The sequence below is a fragment of the Arthrobacter sp. Y3221114 genome (assembly GCF_059092625.1).
Window position 1 is genome coordinate 504,001 of the sequence record NZ_JBNHHW010000002.1, and the last position, 14,813, is coordinate 518,813.

Here is a 14,813-nt window from a genome sequence, read left to right on the forward strand (position 1 = left end):
CGGGGACGACTTGCGTTGATACCCCGGCGGGTATTATCGTGGGGCACGGACACGTAATACCCCCGGGGGTATAAGGAAGGGAGAAGCACATGCTGCTCGAACGTATTTATGACGAGGACCTTGCCCAGGCGAGCTACTTCATCGGTTGTCAGAGCAAGGGCGAGGCCGTGGTGGTCGACGCCCGCCGCGACATCGATCCCTACCGCCGGCTGGCGGCGGCGAACGGCATGAAGATCGTGGCCGTTACCGAAACTCACATCCATGCCGACTACCTCTCGGGCACCCGCGAACTGGCTGCCGCGACCGGCGCGGCAATGTATGTGTCCGGCGAAGGCGGACCGGAGTGGCAGTACGGCTTTGAAGCCAACCGGCTGCACGACGGCGACGCCATCTCGATCGGGAACATCAGGGTCCAGGCCCTGCACACCCCGGGCCACACCCCTGAGCACCTGTCCTTCTTGGTCACCGACGGCGCCTTCAGCGAAAAGCCCGGCTACCTGCTCTCCGGGGACTTCGTCTTCTCGGGCGACCTCGGCCGGCCTGACCTGCTGGACGAGGCGGCCGGCGGTGTCGACACCCGTTTCGAGGGCGCGAAGCAGCTGTTCGCGAGCCTCCGGGACAAGTTCCTGACTCTGCCCGACCATGTGCAGGTCTACCCGGGGCACGGTTCCGGCAGTGCGTGCGGCAAGGCGTTGGGTGCGATCCCGTCCACTACGGTTGGGTACGAGCGCCTGTACGCCTGGTGGGGCAAGTATCTGGAGGCCAATGACGAGCAGGGCTTCATCGATGAACTTCTCGACGGCCAGCCCGATGCCCATGCCTACTTCGGGCGGATGAAGCGGCAGAACCGGCTCGGACCGGACGTGCTGGGCGAGCGGGGCGAATTGCCCGAACTCGGCAACGAGGCGATCGCGCGGGACCTTGCCGCCGACAAGGTGACCTTCGTGGACACCCGCCCCAATGCACAGGTGCACGAGGGGACGGTGGCCGGGGCCCTGAACATCCCGGCCGGCAACAAGGCAGCCAGCTTCGGCGCCTGGGCCTACAATCCGGAAACGGACAGCCGTCCACTGGTCCTGCTTGCCTCAGATCAGGAGGCTGCGCTGCAGATGTGGGACCACCTGATCCGGGTTGGCATCGACCGGGTCGCGGGCTACACCCCGAGTCTGGCGGGGTTGCCTGTGGTTGTGCCGGCCCTGGTCCGGCCTGAGGACTTGGAGGACTTCGATGCCGCCTTGGTCCTGGATGTGCGGAACAAGACCGAGCACGCCGCCGGACACATTCCCGGCTCCGACCAGCTCAGCGCCGGGCGGGTGCTGTGGAATCTGGACAAGCTCCCGGCCCAGGGTCCCATAGTGACTTACTGTCAGAGCGGGGTCCGCAACTCCGTCGCGGCCAGCACCCTGCGCCGCGCAGGCTATGACGTCGTCGAACTCGCCGGCAGCTACGCGGGGTGGGAAAACTGGAAGAACTCCCGGGAAAGCGCAGACGTCCGCCAACCCTGAACCTGCAAGAAACGGACGGGGCCCGCACGAAGGTGTGGGCCCCGTCCGGTGTAACGATCATCTCGTCCATGGAAGGCACGCCATGCCCGGACATCCCACGATTCCTGCGCCCGTCCTGGGCCTGCGGGCCAACGCGGCCCAGTTCGCCCTGCTGGTTGCCGTGAACGCGCTCGTCGGCGGCATGGTCGGCCAGCAGCAAACCGTGCTGCCGCTGCTGGCCACGCTGGAGTTCGGGCTGACGGGCTTCACCTTCATCTTCACCTACGTGGCGGCCTTCGGCGTGACCAAGGCGGTCGCCAACTACTTTGCCGGCACGCTCTCGGACCGCTTCGGACGCAAGCCGGTACTGCTGGGCGGCTGGCTCTTCGCAGCACCGGTGCCGCTGATGCTCATCCTCGCTCCCGACTGGGGCTGGGTCATTGCGGCCAACGTGTTGCTGGGCATCAACCAGGGCCTGACCTGGTCCACGACGGTCGTGATGAAAATCGACCTCGTCGGCCCGCGGCAGCGGGGTCTGGCCATGGGACTGAACGAGGCGGCAGGCTATGGCGCCGTCGCCGCCTCCTCGCTTCTGGCTGGCTATTTGGCGGGGCAGTACGGGCTGCGCCCGACCCCGTTCCTGTTGGGCCTTTTCTACACCGCGCTGGCGCTGCTGATCTCCGGGGTGCTCGTCCGGGAAACGGCCGGCCATGCACGCTCCGAATCCCGGACCCATACCCCGCGCGCCGACGGGATCCACGACCACCTCCACGAGGACCTGTCCAACCGGCAGATCGTGAGGCAGACCAGCTTGCGCGAACCCGCCCTGTCATCGGCCAGCGTAGGCGGGCTCGTCAACAACATTAATTTCGGCCTCTCCTGGGGCCTGTTCCCACTCCTCTTCGCCACCGCCGGCCTGCCCATGGAACAGATCGGCCTGCTGTTCGCGCTCTACCCCGGCGTCTGGGGAGCGGCCCAGCTCGTCACGGGCGCACTATCCGACCGGATCGGGCGCAAACACCTGATTACCGCAGGCATGGCCACCCAGGCTGCCGCCCTGGCAGTCATCGCGGCCTCGAGCGGCTTCAGTGGCTGGGCCGCCGGAACCGTCCTGTTGGGGGCGGGCACCGCCTTGGTCTACCCCACCCTGCTGGCAGTGGTCGGGGACGTCGCCCATCCCGCTTGGCGCGGCAGGGCCGTGGGCATCTACCGGGTCTGGCGCGACCTCGGCTACGGCGCAGGCGCCGTCCTCGGCGGCATCACCGCCGACTTGCTGGGACTGCACGCCGCCGTCTGGGCAGCTGCAGCCCTCAGCGCCGCCACCGCCGCCGTCATCGCTGTGAGGATGTATGAAACGCTTCCTCCCCGGACCGGGTAGCCCCGGCGCACCACGCACACCATGAAGGTTGAGCCACGCAAAAAGGCGGCCCGGCGCAGTCCACTGCGCGGGGCCGCCTTTCCCGGTCCTGCCGGCGTGCCGGCTCAGGGTCAGGCCAGGGAGAGGAAGAGTTTTTCCAAATCCTTCTTATCCAGGGAGTTGTCCCCCTTGACCATGCACTGTTCCAGTCCGGAGGAGATGATCGCGAAGCCGGCGCGGTCCAGTGCCTTCGAGACGGCGGCGAGCTGGGTCACCACGTCCTTGCAGTCCCGCCCCTCCTCCAGCATGCGGGTCACCGCGGCCAGCTGGCCCTGGGCGCGCTTGAGCCGGTTGATGACCGGGGTGAGTTCGGCGGTGTCAAGTTGCATCGAAGGTCTCCTCTGGAACGGCTGGAAGTCTTTCCCCATCCTATACCCCCAAGGGTGTTTTGCATACCCCCGGGGGTATATGGCAGACTCTTAACGCAACATCCCCCGACCGGAAGGAACAGCCCCCATGGCTTCCGAAACTCAAACCGTCACCACCGTGGAGCCGCAGACCCTGCGTGATTGGATCGACAAGCACGAAGACCTGATCGTGATCGACGTGCGCTCCGCCGCCGAATTCGAGACCATGCACATCCGCGGCTCCTACAACGTGCCGCTGCCCTTACTGTCCGAGCACACCGATGACCTCGCCGAGCGCCTGGGCGCCCAGGTGGTACTGGTCTGCCAGTCCGGCGTCCGTGCCGAACAGGCCCGCCAGCGCCTGGGCACCGCCGGGATCGAAACCGCCAGCGTGCTCACCGGCGGTGTTCCCGGCTTCGCTGCCGCCGGCGGCGACGTGGTCCGCGGCGCCCGGCGCTGGGACCTCGAACGCCAGGTCCGCCTGGCCGCCGGAACCCTCGTGGTCGGCGGTTTGCTCGCGGGCAAATTCGTCTCGCCCCGGCTGCGGATGCTAGCCGGAGCCATCGGCACCGGCCTGACCTTCTCCGCGGCAACCAACACCTGCGCCATGGGCAAGGCCCTGTCCAAAATGCCGTGGAACAAGACCGCGGCCGAGCCCACCGCCGACAAGGCCATCGGGCAGCTGCCCAACAGCGGCGCCTGACCCCTCTCAGACCGGTTCCCGCCCGGGCCCCAAACCGGGCGGGAACCACCCACCCGAACCCACCCACAGACACCCCCAAGGAGGAGCGCCATGGCCGAGACCACCGTCCAGGACACCAACACCCGCCGCACCCGCGACCAAATCCTCGACGTCCGCGAAGACTTCGAAACCGCTGAAGGCATGATTCCCGAAGCCCTGCGCATCCCCATGGACCAACTCAACATCCGCATCGGCGAACTGGACCGGGAACGGGCCATCATCGTCGTTTGCCGCAGCGGCAACCGCAGCGCTTGGGTGGCCGACGCACTCAACGCCGCCGGCTACACGGCAGACACCATGACCGGCGGCATGACCGCCTGGCAGCGCGCCGGACTGCCCACCCGCTAAAACCCGGCCCACGCCCCTGACCCACAAGGACAGACCACATGACCGTCGCCCTCGCGGCCACCCTGCTGCTCTCAGTTGTCATCGGACTCTCCCTCGGCCTGCTCGGCGGCGGAGGATCCATCCTCACCGTCCCCATCCTCACCTACGTCGCAGGGCTCGATCCCAAGGAAGCCATCGCAGCCTCCCTCTTCGTCGTCGGGGCCACCTCCGCCTTCAGCACGATCGACCACGCCCGCAAAGGCCGCGTCCAATGGCGCACCGGACTGGTCTTCGGCGCCGCCGCCATGGCCGGAGCCTTCGCCGGCGGCCTGCTCGGCGGCCATATCCCCGGCACCATCCTCATGATCGCCTTCGCCCTGATGATGGTCGCGACCTCCGTCGCCATGATCCGCGGCCGCAAAAACAAAACCACCACCGGCAACAACAGGCTGCCCGTCCCCAAAATCATCGCCGAAGGTCTGGTCGTCGGCCTGGTCACCGGACTCGTCGGCGCCGGCGGCGGATTCCTCGTCGTCCCCGCCCTGGCCCTGCTCGGCGGCCTCCCCATGCCCGTCGCCGTCGGAACCTCCCTGGTCGTCATCACCCTGAAATCCTTCGCCGGACTCGGCGGCTACCTCACCACCGTCAGCCTCGACTGGGGCCTCGTCGCCGCCGTCACCGCTGCCGCGATCATCGGATCCGTCATCGGCTCCCGGCTCGCCGGCCGCATCCCCGAAACCGCACTGCGCCAAGGCTTCGGCATCTTCGTCCTGGCCATGGGCGTCTTCGTCCTCGTCCAGGAACTGCCCGCACCAGCCGGCGCCGCCACCGCGATCGCGGCCGCCGCACTAGCCGTCGCCGCCGTTGTCTGCTGGTTCGCGGCCCCGAAATGCCCGCTCCGGAAGACCAGCGCACCCGCCGAGCCGGCCCCTGCCGCCCGGTAGCGTTTCGCTCGCCACGCCACCCGAAATAGCGTTCACCAGTCCACCAATCAAGAATCACCAAACCTAAAGGAGACCCTCATGGCCACCATCAACACGACCGGACAGGACTTCGCGGCCACCATTCGGGACAATGACATCGTCCTGGTCGACTTCTGGGCCAGCTGGTGCGGGCCCTGCCGAGCCTTTGCCCCCACCTACGAAGCGGCCTCCGGACAACACGCCGACATCGTCTTCGCCAAGGTAGACACCGAAGCCGAACAATCCCTGTCAGCCGAAGCCGGAATCACCTCCATCCCCACCCTGATGGCCTTCCGCGAAGGCGTCCTGGTGTTCTCCCAACCCGGTGCCCTGCCCGCGGCCGGACTCGAAGAAGTCATCACCGCCGTACGGAACCTCGACATGGCCCAAGTCCACGCAGAGATCAACCGGCAGAACACGGATCCTTCCTAAAGCCAGCCCGCCCGATACATTTGCTTGGTCCGGATCGCCTTCACCGCGATCCGGACCGCTTGCCGTCCCTTCGCCTAGGAAGGTGCCCAAACCGTGGACAACACCACCACCTCAACAATCCGCTCCGCCCAGCGCCGCATCGTGTGGACCCTCGCCACCGCCCAGATCTTCTCCGGGCTGGGCACCGGTGCCACACTGGCCTTGGGCTCAATCCTGGCCGTGGACCTGTCCGGGTCCGAGGTTTGGGCCGGATCCGTGAACACGGCCCTGACCCTGGGCACCGCCGCCACGGCAATCCCGCTCTCCCAGCTGGCCCTGGCCCGGGGGCGCCGCACCGCGCTGGCCACGGGGCTCGCCGCCGCGATCGCCGGTACCGCGATGATGATCGGGGCCGTCATGACCGGGCTCTTCCCCGTGCTGCTCGGGGGCGCGTTCCTGGTGGGGCTGGCCTCGACCGTCAACTTGCAGGCACGCTTCGCCGTCACCGACCTGGCCGAGCCATCCCGGCGAGGGCGCGACCTCTCACTGGTGGTCTGGGCGATCACCATCGGCGCGGTTGCAGGACCGAACATGGTCGGTCCTGGCGCCCTGCTGGCCGGCTGGCTGGGCATCCCGGCCCAGGCCGGACCGTTTGTGATCTCGGCAGCCGGGATGCTCGTCGGCGCCGCCATCATTGGGCTCTTCCTGCGCCCGGACCCGCTGCTGACCCGGCGTGCCCTCGACGGAGACGACACCCGGCCAGCTGCCCGGGACCGCAACCCCTGGCGCTCCGGCTGGCAGATCATCCGCGAACACCCCACCGCCCGGGGCGCGGTGGTGGCCGTGGTAGCTGCCCACGCCGTCATGGTCGCGGTGATGTCGATGACCCCGCTGCACATGCAGCACCACGCCGGCGACTCCGCAGCACACCCGGACACGATCGCCCTGATCGGCTTCACCATTTCACTGCACATCGCCGGCATGTACGCCCTCTCCCCGCTGATGGGCTGGCTAACCGACCGCCTCGGCGCCGCAACGACCGTCATGGCCGGGATGGCAACCCTGATCGCCGCAGTCACCCTGACCGGGCTGCTGCCTTCGAACATGGCCGCAGTCACCGCCGGGCTGATCTTGCTCGGACTGGGCTGGTCCGCGGCCACCGTCGCCGGGTCCACCCTGCTGGTCTCCTCCCTGACCCCGGCCCAGCGCGTCCCCGCCCAAGGCTTCTCAGACGCCACCATGTCCCTGTCCGGCGCCCTGGGCAGCGCGATGGCCGGACCGGTCATGGGCATCATCGGCTACCCCGGCATCAGCGCCGTAGCAGCCGCCTTCGTCGCCACCGCCTCCATAGCCCTGCTGCGCCTGGCCTCAGCCCACCGCTGACAAACCCAAGCTGGGGCAACCCGGAAGACCGCCCGCCCATGTGCCGAACGCCGCCGGTGATGAGTGTTCTCGGGTGCGTCTCCAGTGCTGTGGCGTCGTGGCTCCGGACGGCCGCTGCGGACCACACTTCCGCTCGAAACTGCAGCGTTGACCAGCCGTTAACAGTTAGATGCGATCGGCGAGTCGTCTGCAGCATCCACGCCGCCCATACGGCTTCTACGGTCTGGCACCCACGGTGCAGTACCGCGGGCAGCCGGATATCCAAGAACCGGTACAAGGCAGGATCTTGTGGTGCCGCGAACCCGGAAACACCACCCGCTGCCTCGCGGCCGGCCCCAGCCGCTTTCCTGGATCCAGCACATCCGACAGCTCCAAGTGGGTTGTCTAGTGCGGGGAACCGGCAGGGGTGCCGGTTCCCCGCACGGCTAGGAGGATCGTTTGCCGGGCAGTTTTCGCCGCACGACGAAGGCGATGACCGCTGCAACGGCCATTATTGCGGCTGCGGCGAGAACCATGGGGCCGGTTGGGATTGCCGGGTTGGCGGCAGCCGCTTCCGCGTCGTTCGTTTGATCGGCCGATGATTCGGCAGGTTCGGGCCCCTGGCCGTCTCCGCCGGACGTCGCGGTGAATTCGAACGTGCCCTCAATCGGGTGGGAGTCGGACGAGACAACGCGCCAGGTGACGGTGTAGGGCCCGGCCGGAGCGTCCGGGCTGATGGCCTGGGTGACCGTTTTGTCTACGATGTTGACCTCGCCGACGGCCCAGTTCTGCCCGTCGGCGTCCTGGATTGCGACGACCGATCCCAGGGCAAGGGGGTTGTTGCTGAAGGTCAGTTCGAGGGCGTCGGGCATCTCTTCAACGGTTTCCCCGGCTTGCGGGTTGGTGTCGGTGAGAATGTCGTGGGCGGAGGCGGCAGAGATGGGCGCGAGCAGCGCTGCCGCTGCGAGTGAGAGGGTGGTCAGGGTTTGCCTGAGGGGTCTCCGGCGTGGTTTTGGCATAGGTTTTTTCCTTGTGAAGCGAAGGGTCCTTCCGCGCCGGGCGGGCCGGCGCGGAAGGACCCGGTGTGGGTCGGGTTCGAAAGGCTACTTGGCCGTCTTTCGTGTGCGTGCTAGGGCGAGGCCGCCCAGTCCCAGGCCCAGCACTCCGGCGCCCAGGCCAACGTACGCGGCGACGGCGGTGCCGGTGTTGTCCGCCTGCACTAGCGTGTTTTCCGCGTGTGCGGGCTCCCCGTCATCGTGTCCGTGACCGCCCGTGGCTGCGGTCAGGGTGTAGGTGGGGGCCGGGGCTGCGAGTTCGTGCGGGTCCTGGCCATCGGCGGGCAGTTCGGCCCAGTCGGTCTCGCCCTTCTCGCAGGTCTGCAGCACCGGGAACGCCAGGGTTTCGCCGGACTTGTCCGGGTTTTGCACCTGGACCTCGAAGGCCATCCGGTAGCCGTCTTCCAGCGGCGTCTTTGCTGTGTACACGATCTGGCCGATGTGTTCGGTGATCGTGGTGCCCTCGGCGGTGGTGACCGGTTCGGGCAGCTTTTCCTTGACCTTCTTCACGTCCCAGCCCGTGTACACCGTGGGCTTGGCGTCGGCGATCGTGTCCGGAATGTTGATTGTAAAGCCGGTGGTCGGCGACCCTTCGCAACCGTGCGACGCGGCGAACGTCAGGACCGTGAACGCGCCGGCAACGGTATCGGCAGGGTCAACAGTGACGTGTGCACTGGCTGAGGCCAGGCCTGCGCCCATCAGGCCGGCGGTGGCTGCGGAGACAAAGAGGGTACGTTTGATTTTCATGACAAGACCTTTCACTGAACGCAGCGCTAAACGCGCCTGCGCGAAAATACTGCGGGAAACGAGGGAATCAGTGAAAGACCGGAGGTCCGCGCAGCGGCGGCGAAACAAGGAACGGTGCCGCAATCAGCCGGTAACCGCGCTCCGGCACCACCATTCGGACCAGGCCCGGGAATACAACCGGTTCCGGCAGCGTCACCAAGAGCCGCAGCCAAGCGGCCGTCGCTGCCAACGCTTCCTCCCCGCGCGCCACCAGCGCAGCGGTCGCCAGCGTCGCGGCCACATGGGCCGCGAGCATCGCCGCCCCGACCCCGCCCGAAACCGGCTCGTGGCCGACCATTGGGCCGGCAACACACGAGGCGGCTGCATGCCCGCCGGCATGATGCATGTGCTCCGCCACCGGGACGCAGGACCCTGCCGTACTCAACAGCGCAAAGGCGTGATGGAGCACGAACTGACCGCACGCCAAGACGGCCACCAGCGACGGAACGTTCAGAGACCGCCGGATCCCGGCCGTCACCGCCAGCATCGTGACCGAGGCCAAACCGAACATGAACACAGGCTGAGGCAGGGCTCCGCCCCCGACCGCATGAGCCCCTGCGGACAGGGCGAGGATGATGGTCGACACCACAGCCGCGCGCAGGAGGCGGACATGCTGATCCCGCATCCCCGACCCTCCCTTTTCTATCGTCTGTAGAACCGGGGCCCATTCTAAGCAGACGGCCACATCCCGGCCAACCCCCCGGTCCCGTACCGATCCGTGAAGTTCGCCCTGCCCGGTTTTTGAGCCGCCAGCGAGATTATTTTCCGCGCCTTTGTTCCAGCTCGCGGCGCCTCCAACGGCCCGAACGCGCCGACACGCTCCCAACAGGTGGCCGACACGGCAAGGGGGTCTGTTTACCGTTCCGGCGCTTCACTGATCGAACATGTGTCTTTTTGAGGGATGGCTCGGGATGCCCTGGCGAAGCTGGCGGCCCGCTACTGCAGGCGGGCCGAACCGGCGTCGCTGACGGCGGAGGAACTGTATCTCGAGCACTGCCAGGTGACCCGGGTGGTGCGCGGGGTCCCGGTCTAGGCGTGGATCTGGTTCCCGGGCACGGCCGAACTGCTCGCCGGCGAGGCGTTCGGCTGGATGCCCCGGGCGGTGCACGTCACCTGGACAGACGCAGGGGTTCGCCGGGTGACCTGGCTGTCGGCGTCCGCCGTGCGGCGGCGAAACGATCAGGTACGGAACACGGCTTGGGAGACAGGACGGCAAAAGCCAATGACAGCGGTACAGGAACAACCAGACCGGAGAACGCTCAATGAGCCGGTCGAAATTCGTTTTACCCCCCATGGCGTGCCGCTGGCAGTGCGCCGGCGGGGCCGGCTCTGGCCGGTAGCGGCCGAGCCGGTGCGCTGGTTCAGCCGTTGGAATTGGTGGGAATCCAAGCTGCCTGCCGGGCCCGGGCAAGGCAACATCGTTGAGATCGAGTTTTGGCGCCTGCAGGTGCAGGCCACCTCAACCTCACCGCTGCGGACGCTTGAAGTCCGGAATCATCCGGGCTGGGATGGTTGGCACCGATGTTGCACGCGACGGTCCTGCGTCCCCGAAGGCGGGGCCGCCGCCTACCTAAGCTTGGGAGGCGCTAGGGCCGCCCCCAGCACAGCCCCCGTTTGCTACCTGAGTCCCCGATAGGTTGCACGACCTGAGCAGGACCGGGCCCCGTGCCGGCAACGGTACTGCGGCCGGAAGGTCAGGCCGATAACGGGTGCGTGACCAAAGCATGCGTCACTAGTGCTTGGGGCTGGCGCTTGTTGATCACTTTCGTTCTCCTGCTCCCACCGGCTGTAGATGCCGCAGGAACTCGGAAGTTGAAGTTACCGCGCTAAGAAGGGCTTCTGGAGTCTCGGATTTTCCATCCCGGATGTATTCGCACGGGAGGTCCGTTGCTTCAGGATGTTTCAGAATGAAATCGATGATTCCGGTGCCTTCTTCTACGATGCTGTAGCGAGCGTCGTAGACATCGGTGTACTCGCGGTAGCATCCGGCCAGTCCGTGTTGGTCTCCCTCCGTGACGAGCACTCGGGCAAGCGTGGCTCCAACACTGATGATGTTTCTTTGTGAGCCGATGCCGATTTGTCCGGGCCAGGGAGAATGAACGAGTCCGTTTACCAGGCTGATGGCGTCGCGGATTTCCTGTCGGACGTTGTGGCCCGCGCTGTCGCGGTCGGTCAAACGGGCCAACATGATCTTTCCAGGATTCACGCGGGCGCGCCGTATGCCACTGTTAACGACTCGCGCACGTGCATGGAAGTACGTATCCTGTGCGGTGGTGATCCACAGGGCCAGCTTGACCGGAGAGCGGCGGTAGTGCCGGTACAGGTGGCTCACGATAAGGCCGCGCTCGGCTGCGGCGCATCCTCCGATCAGGTCCACAAATGCGGTAACTCCGGCCGGGTTCAGCGTCTCGGTTATGGCAAGTGCCATGGGAAACGCCTTCGGGCGGGTCTTGCCGCGGAAGGCCCTTGTTACCACGCCCAGAGTTTCCGGCGAGACCTGGATCGGCGGTTGCAACTCCTGTTCCTCCGCCGCGGCTCGCCGCACAGGCGAGGCCCGAGGAGTACTCCTTGGTTCTATCGAGGACGTCAGGGACCCGGAGAGCCCTTTGCTGAAACGAAGGCGCCCAGTGAACACTGGGAGCTCCGAGACCGTATTCCAAGCAGCATTTTTTTGCCGCTTCAAAAGAGGGGTGCTAGCAACCCGGGGACTGCATTGCGTTCGGGCAAGCCATGCCAACGCTTCTGATTCCTGGGAGAAATAGGAGACCGGATAGGCCGGCTGGTGAACCACGCGAAAGAACTGCACGATCGTTTGTTCGACCGGGGTAGTTCCGACTAGGGCCATGCGCGTTACCGAAAGATGTTTTGCGAACTTGCTCAACGCGCCAGAACTGGCAGCACACATCCCCCGCATATCGACCAACATCGGGCTTCGCTCACCGCTTACCAACGCCTCTATCCGTGAGATCGCTGCCAATGCGTCGAAGTCCGTGATCGAAGCGTTCGCGGGCCACCGAACGAACAGGACGCGATCAGTTGAATATCGGATCTCGGGGCGAAAAAGGACACGCGACCCCGAGGATGACTGACTGTATTTCAGCTTTGTTGAGGGAAATACTGTGGACATCTGTAGCCTTTGGGAAAATTTTGGTAAACGTTTCATTAAGGACGGGTAAAGCGTAGACCTAGAAACCGAATGCTCCAACTCTCAAGCGATCAGTAAACTTACTAACCACCAGCCCTTAAAATCGTATTTCTGTCAGTCCTCTTGCTAAATCCCGTACATGGACGGCGAAACTAGGCCCTCCATGCTCGGAACTGCCACTGGCAACGGGTAAGTGAACAAGGTCGACGTCGCCCCAGGTACGGGGTTCATTCTGTAAGCACCCCGCGACCAAAGCCCGTGGCAGGAGGCGGACTACGAGAGATGCAACCCATGGGCGCCGGCATCTTCTGTCCAACGGATACCCGACCGACTCACCCGGCACGGTTCGACGACCTGTAGCGCTGCATTATTGATGCGTAGCGCTGCATCGCTACGCGATGTTGGCCTGTTTTCGGGCCTCCGCCCGCACGTAGCGCTGTAGCGCAGAGATCGTCGAACCTCTTTTGTCAGCACGACGGCAGTGCGCAGCAGTGGTAGCGCGCTTCTGCTCCCTTACATCTTTTTCTTCAAACCAGCGCTACAGCGCTACTGCCTGCATGAGTCCCCTCATAACAAGCCCAGAACCGTGTAGCGCAGAAGTAGCGGAGTGTCCGGGGCAGCGCTACGCCCGCGCTACACATCGGCAGCGAGCCGACAACAACCATAGAGTGCCACGCCCATAGAGCACTGGGCCTGCTCGGGTGACGAGGTAGTCTCCCGCCGGGATATGCTCCAGGCCCGCGGTGATTACCAGGCCACCGTTCCGCCGCCCATCGCCGACGCGCAGGTTGGACTGCCCGCCGAGACGATCGCCTTGGCTGATGATGCGAGCCAGGAACTGGCCCGGTTCGATGCCGAGGCCGGAACGATCGCTGCCCCGCTCGCGTCCATCCTGCTTCACAGCGAATCCGCCTCCAGTTCGGAGGTAGAGAACATCGTCTCCAGCGCCAGGCAGGTGGCCCTCGCGGAGATCGGCCAATCGAAGTCGGACGACGCCCGCCTGGTCGTCGCGAACGTTCGCGCCACGGCTGCTGCGATCGAGCTGTCCGACCGGCTGGATGGGAACTCGATCATCGCGATGCACGATGCGCTGCTGCGGGACACTGGCACCGCAATACACTGGCCATTGGCGCAGCGAACAGGTATGGATCGGCGGCAGCAGCACCTCGCCGCACGCCGCAACGTTCGTGCCGCCCCACCACACCCGTGTTCCCAGCCTCATGGCTGACCTGGTCGCATTCGCCGGGCGCACCGACGTGCCCGTGCTCATCCAAGCGGCGATCGCGCACGCGCAGTTCGAGACCATCCACCCCTTCCCTGACGGCAACGGCCGGACCGGACGGGCACTCCTCCAGGGCATGCTCCGCCACGGCGGCTTGACCCGCAACATCACTGTGCCCTTGTCGGCAGGACTCTTACAGGACACCAACGCCTACTTCCGCGCGCTGGCCGAGTACCGGGCAGGGAAAGCGGACGCCATCGTAACCGCCGTGGCAGAGGCGTCTTTTGCTGCAATCCGGAACGGCCGCCGGCTGGTCGATGACGTCCAAACTGTCGCGAAACGCTGGGACCACCGGGTCGTGGCCAGAAGCGACTCCTCCGTGCACTTGGTAAAGAGATACCTGCTCCGCCAACCGGTCGTGAACACCAGGACCACCGCGGCAGAGCTGAGCATCAGCGAGGTCGCCGCGCAGAACGCGGTCGACCGGCTGGTCGAGGCCGGCGTGCTCACACAGAGCACCACCGGCCGCCGGAACCGTATCTGGCAGGCGCCGGAGATCCTCGCCGCACTCAATGCATTCGGCGTACGAGCCAAACGCCGCCGCGGCTGAAAACCACATACAGTCACTGACGTCGGCAGAATTGATATTGGAGACAAGGAGGCCCGGAATGCTTACGAAGGATCAGAAGCGCGAACTGACGATCGACACGATGGCCAGCTGGGCTCTGGAAGGCATGGAGCCTGACCGCGAGACCGTCGAGGACATCAACTCATACATCGACGGCCGGATGACGCTCCACGAATTCATTGAGAAGTCGAAGACACTCTGATGCACGCGGCCGCGTGGCCGCCTCGACCCCGTCCTCCTCGCTGCCAGCCTCTCGTAGGATGATCTGAACTAAAAGGTAGGGGTCTCATGGCGGATGAAGTCTCGGTTCGGCAGCTGCATGCGGACCACTCGCCTACCCCGAGGTGGTTGTCGTCCATCTGGACAAAAACGGCGATCGGTCTGGCGCTGGTTCCTGCATACGTGCTCCTCTTGCACCGGTTCGCATATCTGTCCGGGAACGCCATCCGGACAGACTCCCAAACGATCGGTGCTGCAATAGGCGACGTTGCGCTGTGGGGGGCAGCTACTATGGCAGGCTTCGGGCTGTTCGGGATCCTGGCCACGCTCTACTTCCGAAACGGACGCGCCGTCGTACCGGCCTGGGCGCTCGTACTTTTGATGCTGCTTGTCCTGCCGGCGATCTGGCTCACGGTGGCACTTATCCAAGCTGCAATGACTCTTTCCGACGCCCCTGTCCATCCATCGGTTGGGACATTGGTGACCGATATGTATCTACCCGTGACGCTACTTGTCACAATCGTGGCGTTGGTCCAACGGATGACGCAGCAGCCGGAAAGCCGGTGGTGGCGGTGGACGGCGTTGACGCTCGGCGTGGCTCCCTTCCTGGCCGTCACCATCCTGCAGATCGTCGTGATAGCTGCGGATTTGGGATGACGGATGCCGCCCGTGATAGCGCGGCTCTGCGCTATGCACCCCTTTTTTC

The 14,813-nt window shown here is 65.6% G+C and carries 17 protein-coding genes and 1 pseudogene; 12 read left to right on the forward strand and 6 right to left on the reverse strand.

Features of this window, described 5'->3' with window-relative positions; translation table 11 throughout:
- Positions 1-89: 89 nt before the first annotated feature.
- Positions 90-1,505, forward strand: a complete 1,416-nt coding sequence (locus AC5RV3_RS06445; RefSeq protein ID WP_494121407.1) for an MBL fold metallo-hydrolase — start codon at positions 90-92, stop codon at positions 1,503-1,505.
- 82 nt (positions 1,506-1,587) lie between these two features.
- Positions 1,588-2,862, forward strand: a complete 1,275-nt coding sequence (locus AC5RV3_RS06450) for an MFS transporter (RefSeq protein WP_494121408.1) — start codon at positions 1,588-1,590, stop codon at positions 2,860-2,862.
- Positions 2,863-2,972: 110 nt separating this feature from the next.
- On the opposite strand, the gene AC5RV3_RS06455 is transcribed toward AC5RV3_RS06450, so the two are convergent.
- Complete coding sequence (locus AC5RV3_RS06455; protein WP_494121409.1) at positions 2,973-3,230, reverse strand: metal-sensitive transcriptional regulator; 258 nt, start codon at positions 3,228-3,230, stop codon at positions 2,973-2,975.
- A gap of 127 nt (positions 3,231-3,357) precedes the next feature.
- On the opposite strand from AC5RV3_RS06455, the gene AC5RV3_RS06460 reads away from it, so the two are divergent.
- From AC5RV3_RS06460 to AC5RV3_RS06480, 5 genes are all read left to right on the forward strand, one after another.
- Positions 3,358-3,951 (forward strand): rhodanese-like domain-containing protein, encoded by a 594-nt coding sequence (locus tag AC5RV3_RS06460; RefSeq protein WP_494121410.1) that lies wholly within the window; start codon positions 3,358-3,360, stop codon positions 3,949-3,951.
- A gap of 90 nt (positions 3,952-4,041) precedes the next feature.
- Positions 4,042-4,338 (forward strand): rhodanese-like domain-containing protein, encoded by a 297-nt coding sequence (locus AC5RV3_RS06465; RefSeq protein ID WP_494121411.1) that lies wholly within the window; start codon positions 4,042-4,044, stop codon positions 4,336-4,338.
- A 38-nt stretch (positions 4,339-4,376) separates the two neighbouring features.
- Positions 4,377-5,261 carry a sulfite exporter TauE/SafE family protein gene (locus AC5RV3_RS06470; protein WP_494121412.1) on the forward strand — a complete coding sequence of 295 codons (885 nt, stop codon included), beginning with the start codon at positions 4,377-4,379 and terminating at the stop codon, positions 5,259-5,261.
- Positions 5,262-5,339: 78 nt separating this feature from the next.
- A complete protein-coding gene (locus AC5RV3_RS06475; protein ID WP_494121413.1) occupies positions 5,340-5,711 on the forward strand; it encodes a thioredoxin family protein in 372 nt (123 codons plus the stop codon).
- Positions 5,712-5,804: 93 nt separating this feature from the next.
- On the forward strand, positions 5,805-7,073 hold the full coding sequence (locus AC5RV3_RS06480) for an MFS transporter (RefSeq protein ID WP_494121414.1): 1,269 nt from the start codon (positions 5,805-5,807) through the stop codon (positions 7,071-7,073).
- 425 nt (positions 7,074-7,498) lie between these two features.
- Here AC5RV3_RS06480 and AC5RV3_RS06485 read toward each other — a convergent pair whose 3' ends face one another.
- The 3 genes from AC5RV3_RS06485 to AC5RV3_RS06495 all read right to left on the reverse strand — a co-directional run bounded on the left by AC5RV3_RS06485 (position 7,499) and on the right by AC5RV3_RS06495 (position 9,518).
- Positions 7,499-8,071, reverse strand: coding sequence for a copper resistance CopC family protein (locus tag AC5RV3_RS06485; protein WP_494121415.1), 573 nt, complete (start codon positions 8,069-8,071; stop codon positions 7,499-7,501).
- 84 nt (positions 8,072-8,155) lie between these two features.
- Entirely contained in the window at positions 8,156-8,854 is a 699-nt protein-coding gene (locus tag AC5RV3_RS06490; protein ID WP_494121416.1) for a YcnI family copper-binding membrane protein, read from the reverse strand.
- Positions 8,855-8,921: 67 nt separating this feature from the next.
- Positions 8,922-9,518: a hypothetical protein gene (locus AC5RV3_RS06495; RefSeq protein ID WP_494121417.1), complete on the reverse strand. Its 597-nt coding sequence runs from the start codon at positions 9,516-9,518 to the stop codon at positions 8,922-8,924.
- Between the two features lie 276 nt (positions 9,519-9,794).
- Here AC5RV3_RS06495 and AC5RV3_RS06500 point away from each other — a divergent pair, with 276 nt between their 5' ends.
- Positions 9,795-9,926, forward strand: coding sequence for a hypothetical protein (locus tag AC5RV3_RS06500; RefSeq protein ID WP_494121418.1), 132 nt, complete (start codon positions 9,795-9,797; stop codon positions 9,924-9,926).
- Between the two features lie 726 nt (positions 9,927-10,652).
- Here AC5RV3_RS06500 and AC5RV3_RS06505 read toward each other — a convergent pair.
- Together AC5RV3_RS06505 and AC5RV3_RS06510 are read right to left on the reverse strand one after the other, a co-directional pair.
- Positions 10,653-11,321, reverse strand: a complete 669-nt coding sequence (locus tag AC5RV3_RS06505) for a hypothetical protein (RefSeq protein ID WP_494121520.1) — start codon at positions 11,319-11,321, stop codon at positions 10,653-10,655.
- Between the two features lie 303 nt (positions 11,322-11,624).
- Positions 11,625-12,056 (reverse strand): annotated as a pseudogene (locus AC5RV3_RS06510) (DUF7793 family protein); the annotation flags it as partial.
- 709 nt (positions 12,057-12,765) lie between these two features.
- On the opposite strand from AC5RV3_RS06510, the gene AC5RV3_RS06515 reads away from it, so the two are divergent.
- The 4 genes from AC5RV3_RS06515 to AC5RV3_RS06530 all read left to right on the forward strand — a co-directional run bounded on the left by AC5RV3_RS06515 (position 12,766) and on the right by AC5RV3_RS06530 (position 14,764).
- Complete coding sequence (locus tag AC5RV3_RS06515; RefSeq protein ID WP_494121419.1) at positions 12,766-13,266, forward strand: Fic/DOC family N-terminal domain-containing protein; 501 nt, start codon at positions 12,766-12,768, stop codon at positions 13,264-13,266.
- Positions 13,187-13,870, forward strand: a complete 684-nt coding sequence (locus tag AC5RV3_RS06520) for a Fic family protein (RefSeq protein ID WP_494121513.1) — start codon at positions 13,187-13,189, stop codon at positions 13,868-13,870. The genes AC5RV3_RS06515 and AC5RV3_RS06520 overlap by 80 nt, the downstream gene beginning before the upstream one ends.
- 58 nt (positions 13,871-13,928) lie before the next feature.
- Entirely contained in the window at positions 13,929-14,090 is a 162-nt protein-coding gene (locus AC5RV3_RS06525; protein WP_494121420.1) for an antitoxin VbhA family protein, read from the forward strand.
- An 86-nt stretch (positions 14,091-14,176) separates the two neighbouring features.
- Positions 14,177-14,764, forward strand: a complete 588-nt coding sequence (locus AC5RV3_RS06530) for a hypothetical protein (protein WP_494121421.1) — start codon at positions 14,177-14,179, stop codon at positions 14,762-14,764.
- Positions 14,765-14,813 lie beyond the last annotated feature (49 nt).

Excerpts from the sequence above, each read along its gene's own strand:
- AC5RV3_RS06445 (WP_494121407.1), top strand. The coding sequence starts at position 90 with ATGCTGCTCGAACGTATTTATGACGAGGACCTTGCCCAGGCGAGCTAC.
- AC5RV3_RS06450 (WP_494121408.1), top strand. The coding sequence starts at position 1,588 with ATGCCCGGACATCCCACGATTCCTGCGCCCGTCCTGGGCCTGCGGGCC.
- AC5RV3_RS06455 (WP_494121409.1), bottom strand. The coding sequence starts at position 3,230 with ATGCAACTTGACACCGCCGAACTCACCCCGGTCATCAACCGGCTCAAG.
- AC5RV3_RS06460 (WP_494121410.1), top strand. The coding sequence starts at position 3,358 with ATGGCTTCCGAAACTCAAACCGTCACCACCGTGGAGCCGCAGACCCTG.
- AC5RV3_RS06465 (WP_494121411.1), top strand. The coding sequence starts at position 4,042 with ATGGCCGAGACCACCGTCCAGGACACCAACACCCGCCGCACCCGCGAC.
- AC5RV3_RS06470 (WP_494121412.1), top strand. The coding sequence starts at position 4,377 with ATGACCGTCGCCCTCGCGGCCACCCTGCTGCTCTCAGTTGTCATCGGA.
- AC5RV3_RS06475 (WP_494121413.1), top strand. The coding sequence starts at position 5,340 with ATGGCCACCATCAACACGACCGGACAGGACTTCGCGGCCACCATTCGG.
- AC5RV3_RS06485 (WP_494121415.1), bottom strand. The coding sequence starts at position 8,071 with ATGCCAAAACCACGCCGGAGACCCCTCAGGCAAACCCTGACCACCCTC.
- AC5RV3_RS06490 (WP_494121416.1), bottom strand. The coding sequence starts at position 8,854 with ATGAAAATCAAACGTACCCTCTTTGTCTCCGCAGCCACCGCCGGCCTG.
- AC5RV3_RS06495 (WP_494121417.1), bottom strand. The coding sequence starts at position 9,518 with ATGCGGGATCAGCATGTCCGCCTCCTGCGCGCGGCTGTGGTGTCGACC.
- AC5RV3_RS06500 (WP_494121418.1), top strand. The coding sequence starts at position 9,795 with ATGGCTCGGGATGCCCTGGCGAAGCTGGCGGCCCGCTACTGCAGGCGG.
- AC5RV3_RS06505 (WP_494121520.1), bottom strand. The coding sequence starts at position 11,321 with ATGGCACTTGCCATAACCGAGACGCTGAACCCGGCCGGAGTTACCGCA.
- AC5RV3_RS06515 (WP_494121419.1), top strand. The coding sequence starts at position 12,766 with ATGCTCCAGGCCCGCGGTGATTACCAGGCCACCGTTCCGCCGCCCATC.
- AC5RV3_RS06525 (WP_494121420.1), top strand. The coding sequence starts at position 13,929 with ATGCTTACGAAGGATCAGAAGCGCGAACTGACGATCGACACGATGGCC.
- AC5RV3_RS06530 (WP_494121421.1), top strand. The coding sequence starts at position 14,177 with ATGGCGGATGAAGTCTCGGTTCGGCAGCTGCATGCGGACCACTCGCCT.